General features: G+C 44.8%; 11 protein-coding genes. 3 read left to right on the plus strand and 8 right to left on the minus strand.

All coding sequences use genetic code 11. The features are described from left to right. Positions 1 to 35 precede the first annotated feature (35 nt). Positions 36 to 965, plus strand: coding sequence for a DUF2628 domain-containing protein (locus tag JMX83_RS00650; RefSeq protein ID WP_201598078.1), 930 nt, complete (start codon positions 36 to 38; stop codon positions 963 to 965). Between the two features lie 23 nt (positions 966 to 988). Here JMX83_RS00650 and JMX83_RS00655 read toward each other — a convergent pair whose 3' ends face one another. After that, positions 989 to 2,875, minus strand: coding sequence for a monovalent cation:proton antiporter-2 (CPA2) family protein (locus JMX83_RS00655; protein WP_201598085.1), 1,887 nt, complete (start codon positions 2,873 to 2,875; stop codon positions 989 to 991). 90 nt (positions 2,876 to 2,965) lie between these two features. Then, complete coding sequence (locus tag JMX83_RS00660) at positions 2,966 to 3,670, minus strand: hypothetical protein (protein ID WP_201598086.1); 705 nt, start codon at positions 3,668 to 3,670, stop codon at positions 2,966 to 2,968. 245 nt (positions 3,671 to 3,915) lie between these two features. Between JMX83_RS00660 and JMX83_RS00665 the strand changes: the two genes are divergently transcribed. Then, complete coding sequence (locus tag JMX83_RS00665) at positions 3,916 to 4,221, plus strand: hypothetical protein (RefSeq protein ID WP_201598087.1); 306 nt, start codon at positions 3,916 to 3,918, stop codon at positions 4,219 to 4,221. A gap of 34 nt (positions 4,222 to 4,255) precedes the next feature. On the opposite strand, the gene JMX83_RS00670 is transcribed toward JMX83_RS00665, so the two are convergent. From JMX83_RS00670 to gmk, 6 genes are all read right to left on the minus strand, one after another. Further along, positions 4,256 to 5,374, minus strand: coding sequence for a cation diffusion facilitator family transporter (locus tag JMX83_RS00670; RefSeq protein WP_201598088.1), 1,119 nt, complete (start codon positions 5,372 to 5,374; stop codon positions 4,256 to 4,258). 189 nt (positions 5,375 to 5,563) lie between these two features. After that, complete coding sequence (locus JMX83_RS00675) at positions 5,564 to 7,852, minus strand: primosomal protein N' (protein WP_201598089.1); 2,289 nt, start codon at positions 7,850 to 7,852, stop codon at positions 5,564 to 5,566. A gap of 156 nt (positions 7,853 to 8,008) precedes the next feature. Further along, entirely contained in the window at positions 8,009 to 8,389 is a 381-nt protein-coding gene (locus JMX83_RS00680; protein WP_058024599.1) for a RidA family protein, read from the minus strand. A 144-nt stretch (positions 8,390 to 8,533) separates the two neighbouring features. Further along, positions 8,534 to 10,732, minus strand: coding sequence for a RelA/SpoT family protein (locus tag JMX83_RS00685; protein ID WP_201598090.1), 2,199 nt, complete (start codon positions 10,730 to 10,732; stop codon positions 8,534 to 8,536). Between the two features lie 355 nt (positions 10,733 to 11,087). Continuing rightward, the gene (gene rpoZ, locus JMX83_RS00690) at positions 11,088 to 11,348 is read right to left on the minus strand and encodes a DNA-directed RNA polymerase subunit omega (protein WP_057761396.1); all 261 of its coding nucleotides are present in this window, start codon (positions 11,346 to 11,348) and stop codon (positions 11,088 to 11,090) included. A 174-nt stretch (positions 11,349 to 11,522) separates the two neighbouring features. Further along, positions 11,523 to 12,149, minus strand: a complete 627-nt coding sequence (gmk, locus tag JMX83_RS00695) for a guanylate kinase (RefSeq protein WP_201598093.1) — start codon at positions 12,147 to 12,149, stop codon at positions 11,523 to 11,525. Positions 12,150 to 12,502: 353 nt separating this feature from the next. Here gmk and ispH point away from each other — a divergent pair, with 353 nt between their 5' ends. Beyond that, positions 12,503 to 13,459: a 4-hydroxy-3-methylbut-2-enyl diphosphate reductase gene (gene ispH, locus JMX83_RS00700; protein WP_057761392.1), complete on the plus strand. Its 957-nt coding sequence runs from the start codon at positions 12,503 to 12,505 to the stop codon at positions 13,457 to 13,459. Positions 13,460 to 13,490: the final 31 nt, after the last annotated feature.

Below are 13,490 nucleotides of genomic sequence, written 5' to 3' on the forward strand. Positions count from 1 at the left end.
GATATTTTTTCTAAGAGTCAGTAGAGCGTATTGCCATGCTATTTATTGAGACGGATTCACCGCCACCGTTTTATCAAGAGTCATTAACACCTGCCAAGCGCAAGCAACTGGATCAATGGTTTATCGGTGATCGTACCCAGCGCTATTATCTCAAGCGCTTTGAGCAGTTTGATCAGCAAGGCTATCTGTCGCCAAAATGGCATTGGGCCGCATTTTTTATTACTTTTCCTTGGTTGTTATACCGTAAACGCTATATGGATGCCATTGTGTATAGCGTGGCAGGGTGGTCATTTATCCAGCTTAATGTCGCTATTGTCTTAGTTGCCTTTGAGTTTGTGGCGATATCTTATGTGCCAGACGCTTATCAGATGGCGACGCGGATTGGTATTGCTGCGATTATTTGGTTGTTTTGGTCTGCTATGGTGGCACGCTGGACAGATGCATATTATTACCGGATGGCGCGACGTGAGATTGCGGATGCGATTAACGATTATCCGCGAGATGAGGCGGCACAAAAATCGCATTTAAAAAGAGAAGGCGGCGTCAGTTTATTTGGATTGGCGCTAGGATTTGGTTTTTTTGCCTTTGCATTATTGGTCATTAAGGTGCAGTTTTTACCTATCATCGCCAAACCAAAAGAAAATGAAGTGCTATTTGATGCTTATGATATTGCCAAAAATGCCCAAAACCGAGTGGCATTGATTTATCAGCAGACAGGGCAGTGTCCTGTAGATTTACCACTCAGTACCGAGGAGCAACAGGTGCGCATGTATGTCGATACTCAAGCTGCTGGCGTGCCGATGACTGATTGTGCAGTGATTGCAACGATTCAAAATGTGACGTTCCCAATCCGCTATCTAAACGAGCAGACATTGGTTTTTTATCATATACCAAACAGTGATAACTGGGATTGCACAAGCTCACTGAATAAAAAGCAAGCCCCTAAAAACTGCCTGTCTGACTAGGGGCTATACCTATCTAGTTTTTGCTAGTGTTTAGAGTCTGTTGCAGTATCGTCTGTTTCGTCAACTGGTGTCGCTTGGCTCTTCAAGGCTTCGTAGAAATCGGTCAAATCCATCTTGCGCGCTTTGCCGATATCTTCATCAAATAGGCTTTCAAGCTCTGCCATCGCTGATTGTGCAGACTCAATCATGCTGGCTTCATCATCGTAAATGGCTTGCTGACGCTCAATCAGGTCGTCATCATAATCACGGAACGTTTTTACTGTTTCTCGAGCTTTTTCTGGAGAGATACCGAGTAACTGTAGCGACTCACGTGACATGTCTAAAGATGACAAGTAAGTCTCACGCCAAATGTGACGCACACCAACTTCGCGCAAGCGGTAGTAATGCTGACGATCACGCGCTCTGGCTAATACAATCAACTCAGGATAGTTTTTGCGTAAATACTGAGCGGTGGTGATGGAACGCTCTAGGTCATCGATTGCCAAAATAAAGACACGCGCCTTTTGAATACCTGCAGCTCGTAGAATCTCAGGGTTTTTTGGATCGCCGTAATAGACTTGGTTACCAAATTTACGCACGAAATCTACTCGGTTGGCAGAACGTTCAATGGCTGTGAATTCAATGTTATGCATACGAAGCACACGACCGATGATCTGACCGACTCGGCCAAAGCCTGCGATAATTACCTGATGCTCATGATCAGGAATGGTGTCGTATTCTCGACTTGGTTTGCGTTTGGCAAATAATGGTTCGCCTATTTTTTCTAATAACAAAAAGGCCAGCGGTGTCAGTGCCATTGAGATCGTAACCACAAGGTTGAGCGTATTGGCAAGCTCAGGACGTAAGACATTTTGGGCGGTGGCGACACTGAACAGAACAAAGGCAAATTCACCGCCTTGCGCCAAGGTCACACCCAATCTTATACTCGTTGGCCAGCGGTTGCCTGACACTTTGGCAATGGCTGCAATCACTGCAAATTTGATAAACATTAAGGCGAGGGCACAGCCAATGATAAATATCGGTTTGGCTAAGATGAGTTTGACGTCAGTGAGCATGCCAACTGACATGAAAAATAGACCCAATAGCAATCCTTTAAACGGTTCGATACTGGCCTCTAACTCGTGTCGATACTCAGAGTCAGCTAACAACACGCCTGTCAAAAACGCACCTAGTGCCATTGATAGACCAATTTGACCCATCAGAATAGACACGCCCATAACAATAAACAACGCGACCGCCGTCAGTAGTTCTGAAGCACCGCTTGAGGCCACAAATTTAAAGAAGGGTCGAACCACATAACGACTGGCAAAAATCAAACCAGCAAAGACGGCAAATACTTTCCCAAAGTACAGTAAATCGTAGCTTTGTTCACGAACTCCTGACAAGAATGGAATGACCGCTAATAAAGGAATAACCGCAATGTCTTGGAATAGCAAGATAGTAAAAGCTTCGCGGCCATGTGTGCTTGAAAGCTGCTGTTTTTCGGTCAATATCTGTAGCACAAAAGCGGTCGAGGAGAGTGCCAAACCAAAGCCAACGATAAAAGCGGTATCTAGCTGTAAGGCGAAAAAATGGTGCAATAACCCCATCAATAGCGTCCCAGTCAGCCCAACCTGTAGACCGCCAAGAACGAATATAGAGCGGCGCAGCGCCCAAAGCCGCGAGGGCTGCAGCTCAAGCCCGATGATAAATAGCAGCATGACCACACCAAACTCTGAAAAGTGCAAGAGACTTTCGGCGTCACCCGCTACATCCAAACCGCTTGGACCCAATATAAGCCCTGTGATGAGGTAGCCTAGGACCGTTGCAATACCGAAGCGTTTACCAAGGGGAACAAAGAGCAGCGCTGCTCCCAAAAAGATAGTGGCTTGTAACATTAAATTTGGTGAGCCGGCGGCGGCAGCGAACATCTGGAATCCTCAGAAATTAGGACAAAATAAGCAATTTAAAACGGGTATAACTAAAATTAGTATCGCGAAAAAATATAGCATCAACATACATTATTTTTTGCGATAAATCTTCCAAATACCATTATCTGCAAGCGGATTGTTATAAGCGTCGTTGCGGCGCTTGCGCGGTGTTTGCCTGCTGTCAACAATCTTAAAATCAGGCAAAGCATGGACGATAAGACCAGTACGATAAAAACGTACCCGTTCAGGCTCTAGCATCTCACCCTTACTATCGCGGCAAAAAACATAAGCACGTAGGTCGATAAACTCACGATGAGCGACCAAACGTGCTTCATCGTCATTATCCAATACTGCTGTCATGCGGGCAACTTCATCATCAGTATAGTGTCCACATTTATCAGTCAGCGCACCAACTGAACCAAAGCTTTTAGATTCCTTGGCTCGCGTTTTGGTTAAATGTAGGCGCTGAACATGGTAGATAAACTGCGGTATCTCAAGACTGGCTGGGAGCGGCAGATAATCAGGTGGCATATTGGCCGCTGGATAAAAATCCTTGGCGCGCTCAAGTAGATTTTGCCAACGTTGCTGATAAGCCTGTACCTCTGCTAAGTTGCCTTCATAGATAGGCATATCGCGAATCTGGCGCAAAATATCAGGCGGAAACTGCTCATGACGAAAGTTTGCAATGTCCTCTTGCAACGTCGATAGCAAAACTTTGGCGTGTTTTTTGCCGTCTTTTGACGTAGGATCATCGATATAGTCTGGGGCGACAAAGGGTGCTGAGCGTCTAGACATAATGTTATATCATCAATAGATCGTGAAAAGGGGTATTAAGTCTTAAGTATACAGAATTTATATCAAAAATATGGTCGAGAGATAGGGTTTTTCATCACTTTTAACATGCTATTACAATCGTAGAAACAAGTTTTAGGCAAACTTAAGTGAAACCTTCTTTTTTTATTGGCTCATAGGTTTTTATTTTTAATACTATCTAAGACAACAATGATTTATAGCCAATCAGATTATTGAGAATGACCTTTATGAGCAACTATCCATCAGAACTGACGATCTGTCCTAAGTGGCGAGCCTTATTGAAAATTATTGGCAAAATAGCCTTTATCGTCATTTGTACCGGAGTCATACTTGCACTTGCACTTGGGTTTTGGTTGCTGATGATGTCAAACATGGGCTCAGTCTATTTGCCAAATATCTGCAACGGCTGTCTGGATACTTCAATCAGAATGACATTACTCGTAGTTGGTCTCAGCCTTTGGGTATTGGTGGCTACTTGGATTATTTGGCACATATTGCTTTATTTCTATCATCTGATAAAACATAACCAATAATTGGTCAGGTTTCGATCAACGCTGATATTTGCTTTTAATGATTATGACCAATATGACTGTTGCCAGCAGGTGCTTGTCCCGCAATGTCGCAAACGAGAGCCTCACTATGTGAGCTGTTTTGTGGATGTGACAGGCTTTCTACTTGAATAGTCGCATGATGAATGCCAAGCGCTGATAGGCTTTTTTCAAGATTGGCAATGAGGCTACTTGACTCATGAATACTCATTTCTCCATCGACCACCACATGGCAAGATAGAGCATTGAGGCCGCTAGTAATGCTCCAAACGTGTAGGTCGTGGACTTTTTGTACTTGAGGGTGTGCGAGTAATTTTTGCTCAACGTTGACTAGCGATATGTTGGCAGGGGTGCCTTCCATTAATATATGCACAGAATCACGTACGACACGGTATCCACTGACTAATATAAGAATGGCGACAATCACGGATGCCACGGCATCTGCCCATACCCAACCAAATCCCATCATCAAGAGTGCAGCGATAATAGCAGCAACAGAGCCCAGCAGATCGCTCAGTACGTGCAAATAAGCACTTTGCATATTGAGATTGACAGGTTCTTTGTTATCGGATTTTTCTGTTAATGCGACATCGTTACTACCATGATTGTGCCCGTGTGACTCTCCACCTTGACTGCCTCGGTGCATGAGCCATGCAACTAAGATATTGACCAGCATACCGACAGTGGCAACGATCAGCATACCTTGGGTTGCAATTTCTGGTGGAGAATTAAAGCGTTTGATCGCTTCATAAAAAATCATCAAGGCGATAATAACGAGCGTGGCGCCATTAAGGGTTGCGACCAGTATCTCAAAACGCTTATAGCCAAATGTTTTTTGATGCGTGGCTGCTTTTTCGCCAATTTTGAATGCCATTAGGGTGGCGCCAAGCGCGATGGCATCGCTTAACATATGCCCTGCATCGGATAGTAATGCCAAGCTACCAGTGAGCCAGCCGCCGATAGCTTCAATAAACATATAACCGGTGATAATAATAAAGCTAAAGAGCAGGGTGCGCTGGTAACCCTTGGTGTCTCGTGATGCTGTCTGCTGTTCTAAATGATTACCATGGTTGTGGCTGCCCTCATGGCTATGGTGATTATGATCGTGCTCGTCAGTGCTAAGATTATTTTGATTCATAACAACACTCAAGTCAGCTAGTATCTAGGTTAAGTAAACAGTATCGATTGTGGTTCAGGTAGCAGGAGGCTTTTGGATACATACCACCTGATAGTGGTTATAAATCTAACATAGCCACGCCTGAGAAGCTGTAACGACGAAGTAAATAGAGCAATATGTCATGTGAAAAACACCTGCAAGGGAATGAGCTTACCAACCAATGGGGTCGATATCTAAGGTAAGCTTGAGGTATTTAGCACTTGGTAAGGCAAGTACGGGCTGCCACCATTGATGCAAAACAAGGTGCAGTTGCTGCCGGTCTTTGGCTAAGAGCAGCAGCTGTGCATGATAGCGGCTATTTTTTTTACTCATAGGAGCATCAATCGGGCCGAGGACAGCCAAATTATGCGCGCTTGGCAGATGAGCAATGGCATCTTTGAGCGCTTGTGTGGTAGCTGCCAGCGTCTTGCCCTCACAGCGTATCAGTGCGGCATGACTGTGCGGCGGTAAGCCCATCATTTTACGCTCTTGCAATAGCTCGCGGGCAAATGACAAGTAGCCATCTTTGACCAGTTTTAACAGTAGCTCATTGTCAGGCTGTAGTGTTTGGATCAACACGCGACCAGCTTTGTCGCCTCGACCAGCACGGCCCGCTACCTGAATCATAAGCTGTGCCGTATGCTCTGGTGAGCGAAAATCTGCCGATAAAAATCCGCGATCGGCATTGGGTAAGCAGACCAGCGTGACATTAGGAAAGTGATGACCCTTAGCAACCATTTGTGTGCCGACTAATATTGCAGGATTGCCCTGGTTAATTTGCTGATAAATGTTCTCCCAGCTGTCTTTACGCCTTGTGGTATCACGGTCAATTTGAATAATCGGATAGAGCTCTTTACTGGTTTGGGGATTGGCAAAAATCGCATGCAGATTATCGCTGAGCCTTGTCGTACCCATACCTTTGGCATCTAGGTTTTGACTGCCACAATCAGGGCATACTGTAGGAATATAAGCCTGCCAATCGCAATGGTGGCATTTTAAATAAGAGCTACCTGAATAGCCGCTGCGCTGCGCCAGACTGTTATAGTGAACGGTCAAATGAGCATCACAGCGGGGACAATCTGCCTGCCAACCGCAAGCCTCACACAATAAAACAGGCGCATAGCCACGACGATTCAAAAATACCAGGACTTGATCGCCGGCTTCTAAAGTCTGCTTAATTGCCCCAATCATTGAGTCTGTCAGCCCCGTGTCATAGCGAGCACCATCATGTTGCGCTTGCTGGTGAGTGCTTTGCAGGCGCGCATCAATCAGTTGCATGGTTGCAGGCTTGGCATTGCCGGGACGAGTCAACAGTTGACACTCTACCAGCTTGCCGTCTTCGACCAGTTTTAGATGCTCAAGAGAAGGCGTTGCCGTACCTAATATGACTGGAATATTATGCTGTAGGCCGCGATAGAGTGCGACATCAGCTGCATGATAACGCAGTGTGTCTTGCTGTTTGTACGAGCCATCATGCGCCTCATCAACGACTATCAATCCCAATGCTGCAAATGGATAGAGCACTGCTGAGCGCGTACCGATGATAATTTGTGCATGGCCCGTGCGGCAGTCTTGCCAGCCTTGCAAGCGATGGGTATCGGTCAAGCCGGAATGCAATAAAACAATATGAGCAGCAAATCGACTGGCAAAGCGTGCCCGTGTCTGCGGTGTGAGACCAATCTCAGGTACCAAAATAAGTACCTGCTTGCCTGCTTCTAGTACCGCCTGCATTGCTTGTAAGTAGACCTCAGTTTTGCCGCTACCAGTAATACCATTTAATAAAAAGCCAGTATAAATTTCAGATTCATGCGCAGCAACGATGGCATCAACGGCATGTTTTTGCTCATCATTGAGATCAAGTGGCATTTTTGCCAATTTCACGGGGGAAGGGGCTTGCTTGGTTTGGATATAGCGCTCGATTAGACCTTTGTCTTCGAGCGTTTTTAAAAATGCTCTCTGCATACCTTCTAGTAGCAAAACATCTTCACTAGCACCGCGCTCACCGTGTAGCTTTAGCATATCAAACTGCTGCTTTTGCTTTTTTGCATTGGCACGAAAATCATCATCCGTGATATGCGGCAATATTCGCCAATGAGTAATTAGCAGATCTAGTGGCTTACCTTGGCGGACAAGGCTTGGCAGGATGACGGCTAAGACATCACCGAGTGGATAATGATAGTAACGCGCCAGCCAATAGGCCAGCTTGAGCATGCTGGGATCCAAAATAGGGTCAGCATCCAAACACTTATTAATTGGTTTGATTTTATTGACGGGTACACTGCTCTCATCTTTAGAAACATGAGCAATCACGATACCAATTAAGGTTTGGCGACCAAATGAAACCTCAACGCGGCTTCCAATTGGCGGCATCAGACGGTCTGGCGAAGCAAGCATATCCGCCGGTAAGCTATAGTCAAACACCCGATAAAGGGGTACGGGCAGCGCAACTTGTACCAACATAAATGGCTTCGCAGTTCTATCAGATTAATATTGATGTGAAATAAAGAAAAAGAGGCAGAGACCAATAAGCTTAGCATGATGCTAAGCTTATGATGGATTAACTGTTATAAGGTTATCTAAATAATAGAACTATATAAACAAAAATTACTATCAGTTTTAGTCAATATATAAGATAGATTCGATTTCGACCACGCCACCTTTAGGTAGGGCTGCGACTTGTACGGCAGCACGAGCAGGATATGGTTCGCTTAAGTTCGCCACAAATACTTCGTTTAAAACCGCAAAGTCACTTAAATCAGTCAAAGACACATTAAATTTGACCACGTCATTGATACTGCCACCAGCCGCTTCACAGATCGCTTTAATGTTTTCGAACACTTGCTCAGCCTGCGCTTTAAAACCTTCTCTTAATTCCATGGTTTCAGGGTCGAAACCAAGCTGACCTGAAATATAAACAGTGTTGCCAACTTTCACGGCTTGTGAGTAAGTGCCTACAGCTGCTGGAGCTTTATCTGTTTGGATCGTTTGACGAGTCATGTTATGTCCTTTTCGTATTTTATTGGGTGGTCTGTTGCTCACTAACCAGCAACAGTACCTATTATTGTTTTAGAGGTTGTCAAAACCTCAGTGTGATGCGTTCAAATCTGACTAGACAATGAGTTTGCTAGCCAGACAAGGTTATTATAATTGATATAGCCGTATGATGTTAGGGAAGCCGAGTAATGAACGCAGCTCACGAATGCCTTGAGCCAAGTGATTGCGACTGCGTACGATGATATGGATGATAGTATCACTATTACGCACGTCAACGGTCTCAACCCCCATATGCAGCTGGCGCAGATGATAAATCACTTCACTGATTTGCTCATCGCTAAGCGCAATAGACAGCTTTAAGTAAGCAGGAAAACGAATTTTGCCGCTATTTTTTATATCATGCTCGTCTGTTTCACCTTGTTTTACAGCGTTATCACTACGCCAACGCAGTTGAATCACCTGATAGGGATTGTCTTTACGAATGTCGTCAAGCGAAAAGCATTTGTGTCGATGAACGACCAAGCCGTGCCGAGATAAATGCCCAACGATAGGGTCACCATAGATTGGATGACAGCAGTTAGCAAAATCAAGCTCAACCCCAGAGGCATTGGCGATCAGCTGCTGTGGCTGTGTCATATCTTCGTTGTGTGCTTTGGCTTGCACGTCACTGACTTCATCGTTAAACAAACGAGTGACTACAAGCTGTGGCAGTAGTGTACCGGAGCTTATTTGTTCGAATAGGGCGTTTTTTTCAGTCACACCGCGCCATTCAGTCAGGTCTTTCCAATCATCCTCTGTTAGGTCATCGAGCGTTTTTTGATAGGTTTTAAGGGCACGATCTAACGCTTGACGACCATGGTGCTGCTTGTCAGCGGTAGATAAGTCTTTGAACCAACGTAATATCTCTTCACGCGCTTTGTTGGTCACCACAAATCCTAACCATTCTGCTTTTGGTTCTGAGTGACTGTTTATCTCAATTTCAACGGACTGTCCGTTTTTTACCACGGTACCGAGTTTTGCTGCTTTATCATCGATATTGGCACCGACAGCGACGTTACCAACCATAGGCCCGACTGCGTAAGCAAAGTCTAGTGCCGTTGCCCCTTGTGGTAGCTCATAGGCACGACCTTGCGGGCTATAACAAATAATCTTACTTGAATGCAAATAATCCATTAACTCATTAATAGTCGAGACCGCTGCCGAAAAGTTAGGACTATTTTCATTTAAGTTGTCTTCATCGACCAAGTCTTTCATGTTACGCAGTGACGCTTGGATAACTGATTGACTCACATCAGAAGCATGCTCTGCACCGATAACACCGAGCCTTGCAGCACTTTGCATTTGCTTGGTCAAGATCGTCACTTTTACGACATCGTTGTCGCGCTCATAAATGAGCGTGAGTGATTGATTGCCACCTGGTAACGGCCTGCGAATATTATCCGCAATATGCGTATCATCAATTTGATACTTTTTAATAAGGTAATACGCCAACTTGTCGCAAGCTTCGATATTATCGAGGACAATCTCAAATGCATAGTGTCGTAGCAGCGTGTTGATTTCTCCGCGATTGCGGAAAAACTGGCGGTAAATGACCACGCGATTGTCTAATACTTTGACCAGTCCGTTGAGCCCCAAATTATTGAGCACGATACTCAGATAACGATGAATGGCTTCTCTTTGGAAATTACGCCCAAGTCCATGCTGTAGCAGCTTGTCAGATATCTTGTTGTACATATCAGAATCAAGGTTACGATAACACAGCACCTCAATATAATCGGCGATATCATTAAGACCCATCAAGCGTGCAAATGGTACATAAAAATCTAAGGTTTCTTGTGCTGTCGTACGTTGTTTTTCAGGGCGCACAGCATCAAGCGTAGACATATTATGCAGACGGTCAGCAAGCTTAATGATTAGTACACGTGGATCTGCGAGTGTGGCGGTCAAAATTTTGTGAAAGGTCGCCGCTTTGTTTTGCTGCTTATTGTGAGAGGAGGACTTTAGTTTTGTCACACCATCGACTAGCCTAGCCACTATCTTGCCATAGCGCTGCTCGAGCTGCTCGTCACTTACGTCGGTGTCTTCGACCGTGTCATGCAAAATCGCTGCAATAATCGTATCTCGATCTAAGCGAAAGCCAGCCAGTATCTCAGCCACTGCGATAGGGTGAGTGATATAAGGTTCCCCTGATTTACGCTTGTCTTTAATGTGCGCAATATCACCGAACTCACAGGCATCAATAATGTCACGGCGCTCAGCAGCAGTGAGATAACCGACTGAACGCAGCAAGTTATATTGAGCGTCATCGACGAGATGATGACTGAGTTTGGGTAGGGTTTGACTCATAAATGACGATCCTATTTTCCATGACTGACTGACTTGATCATGGATCGAAGTAAGCAGTGAATGGTGACTGAATATTGACCAACCATACGAAATTTAAGTAGGGGTAGGCCATTCTCTAATTAATCGCAAATCGCATTCAATGTCAACTGATAAGCGAGTAGGCGATGAAAAAATTTGACTCAGTGGGCTATTTTGATAGATAAATGGCTATCAAAACAGCAAATACAATACAGTTACAACCAAAAAACCACAGCCTATGCTGTGGTCTTTGTTATCAATGAAGGTCATGTTGATCTTATAAAGCCATTATCAGCTTCAAAGACTTAGTAAAAAAAACCTTATCAAAAATAGCTTTTTAGAAGCTATGATCGCCTGACAATGCCAAATCAAGTGAGCTCGTTGCAAAGTTATGCTCTGGTTGATTTAGAATGTCGCGGGTGATTTTGCCAGCGGCAATTTCACGTAACGCCAGTACTGTAGGCTTGTCGTTATCGACATCAACCAACGGCTCGGCAATACCTTTGGCCAATTGACGGGCGCGTTTGCTTGCGACCAAAATTAGCTCAAAGCGATTATCAACATTATCCAAACAATCTTCAATCGTCACTCGTGCCATAAATAGCTACCTCGGTTGTTTTTATTAGCCACGGACCTTGCCCGCCACTCAATAAAAATAATATCAAATACATAAAGGGGGATAGCTAAATATTATAGCATTTTTTGCCAAGTCGCGTAGTTGCTTTTTATATCTACTTATTAGATAAGCAACTGACGAACATTGTAGCCTAGTTTACTCTTCTACTTGCTTATTTAGCAAGTTGCTAATCGTGCGATGATAACGTTGTTGCTGACGGCTAAGGGTTTGTCTATCCGCCACGATAATCGCTTTTAGCTCAGCTAAGGCTACGTCAAAATTATCATTGATCACCACATAGTCAGCATTTACGTATTGTGCCATTTCGGTGACCGCGCCAGCTAGACGGCGCTCTATCACTTCTACAGAATCCTGCGCACGGGTTGAGAGACGTTGGCGCAATGTAGCAATACTAGGTGGTAGAATGAAAATCATAATGGCATCGGCGAAGATATTTCTGATTTGCGTCGCCCCTTGCCAGTCAATCTCCAAAATAACGTCAATACCCGCCGCTAGCTGGGTACGTACGCTTTCCTCTGACGTACCATAATAGTTACCAAATACTTCTGCATGCTCTAAAAATAGACCCGCATTGATACCATTGGTAAAACTCTCGGTATCTGTAAAATGATAGTGCTGACCATCAATCTCGCCTGGGCGCGGGGTGCGAGTCGTATGTGAGATACTAACCGTTAAGTCGTTGGTCGTAGCAAGTAACTGCTTAACCAGTGAGGTCTTGCCAGTACCTGAGGCGGCAGTAACAATGAATAATGAACCTGTCATACAATTTATCCTAATGGAGTATGTGCTAGTAAAATGTGTCTTAGTAACAGACTAAAAGACGATTCAGTCAGTGGTAGAGACTGGAAAAAAGAAAAAATGCCATCATGTATGGCGATAGAAATCATAATAGTTGCGTTATTATAAACTGCTTTTATGTGAGATAAAGCGGGTTTTGCAATATGTAGCTAGCATGTTGATGTTTGCACCTGACACATTGCAATGAGTGTGCTGCTATTTTTGAGGGCAATAAAATCAAATTATGCTAAAGTAGAGCATTGATTTTGCCCCAACTTTTGAATCAAAGCTTTTATACATAAGCTTTAGATATAAATTATCCGACGATAGGCCTTTTTATGCAAATTTATCTTGCCAATCCCCGTGGGTTTTGTGCTGGTGTGGACCGTGCGATTGCGATTGTTAATGAAGCACTAACACGTTTTGAGCCACCCATCTATGTCCGTCACGAAGTTGTACATAATAAATTTGTGGTGTCGGATTTGGCCAATCGGGGCGCGGTATTCGTCGAAGAACTTCACGAAGTACCGGACGGCTCCATCGTCATATTCTCCGCTCACGGCGTCTCTAAAGCGGTTGAAGATGAGGCTGAGCGACGTGATTTGACAGTGTTTGATGCAACATGCCCATTAGTGACTAAAGTACATATCGAAGTGGCAAAGTTTGCACAAGACGGTATGGATGCGGTGTTGATAGGACATGCCGGACATCCTGAGGTCGAAGGTACAATGGGGCGCTTCAATCGCCGCCATGGTGGGCAGATTCATCTGGTCGAAGATGAAGGCGATGTGGCCGCATTGACCGTGCAAGATGCCGAACGTCTGGCATTCGTGACCCAAACGACCCTGTCTATGGATGATACGGCTCGCGTGATTGATGCACTGCGTGAAAAGTTCCCTAGTATTCAAGGCCCTCGCAAAGACGACATTTGTTATGCCACCCAAAACCGCCAAGATGCGGTCAAAGATTTGGCCAGTCGCTGCGAAGTCGTTTTAGTCGTCGGCTCGCCAAACTCGTCAAACTCTAATCGTCTGCGCGAGCTAGCAGAGCGTATGAATTGCCGTGCTTATTTAATCGATAACGCTAGTGAGATGGATAAGCGTTGGTTGGATGGTGTGCAGAGTATCGGTGTGACTGCTGGAGCATCCGCGCCTGAAGTGTTGATCCAAGAAGTGTTGCAGCAGTTGCAGGACTGGGGTGGCGATCTACCTAGTGAGCTATCTGGTATTGAGGAAAACGTAACGTTCAGTCTGCCAAAAGCCTTACGGATTCCTGTCACCCAAGTTGGTAAGTAATTAGGACACGCCCTCGTATTTGTATGAATCG

The sequence above is a fragment of the Psychrobacter piscatorii genome (genome assembly GCF_904846415.1).
Lineage (GTDB): Bacteria > Pseudomonadota > Gammaproteobacteria > Pseudomonadales > Moraxellaceae > Psychrobacter > Psychrobacter piscatorii.

Bases quoted from the DNA above. Each gene is read 5' to 3' on its own strand.
- gmk (WP_201598093.1), bottom strand. From the start codon at position 12,149: ATGACAGGTTCATTATTCATTGTTACTGCCGCCTCAGGTACTGGCAAG.
- JMX83_RS00650 (WP_201598078.1), top strand. From the start codon at position 36: ATGCTATTTATTGAGACGGATTCACCGCCACCGTTTTATCAAGAGTCA.
- JMX83_RS00665 (WP_201598087.1), top strand. From the start codon at position 3,916: ATGAGCAACTATCCATCAGAACTGACGATCTGTCCTAAGTGGCGAGCC.
- JMX83_RS00680 (WP_058024599.1), bottom strand. From the start codon at position 8,389: ATGACTCGTCAAACGATCCAAACAGATAAAGCTCCAGCAGCTGTAGGC.
- JMX83_RS00685 (WP_201598090.1), bottom strand. From the start codon at position 10,732: ATGAGTCAAACCCTACCCAAACTCAGTCATCATCTCGTCGATGACGCT.
- ispH (WP_057761392.1), top strand. From the start codon at position 12,503: ATGCAAATTTATCTTGCCAATCCCCGTGGGTTTTGTGCTGGTGTGGAC.
- JMX83_RS00670 (WP_201598088.1), bottom strand. From the start codon at position 5,374: ATGAATCAAAATAATCTTAGCACTGACGAGCACGATCATAATCACCAT.
- JMX83_RS00660 (WP_201598086.1), bottom strand. From the start codon at position 3,670: ATGTCTAGACGCTCAGCACCCTTTGTCGCCCCAGACTATATCGATGAT.
- JMX83_RS00655 (WP_201598085.1), bottom strand. From the start codon at position 2,875: ATGTTCGCTGCCGCCGCCGGCTCACCAAATTTAATGTTACAAGCCACT.
- rpoZ (WP_057761396.1), bottom strand. From the start codon at position 11,348: ATGGCACGAGTGACGATTGAAGATTGTTTGGATAATGTTGATAATCGC.
- JMX83_RS00675 (WP_201598089.1), bottom strand. From the start codon at position 7,852: ATGTTGGTACAAGTTGCGCTGCCCGTACCCCTTTATCGGGTGTTTGAC.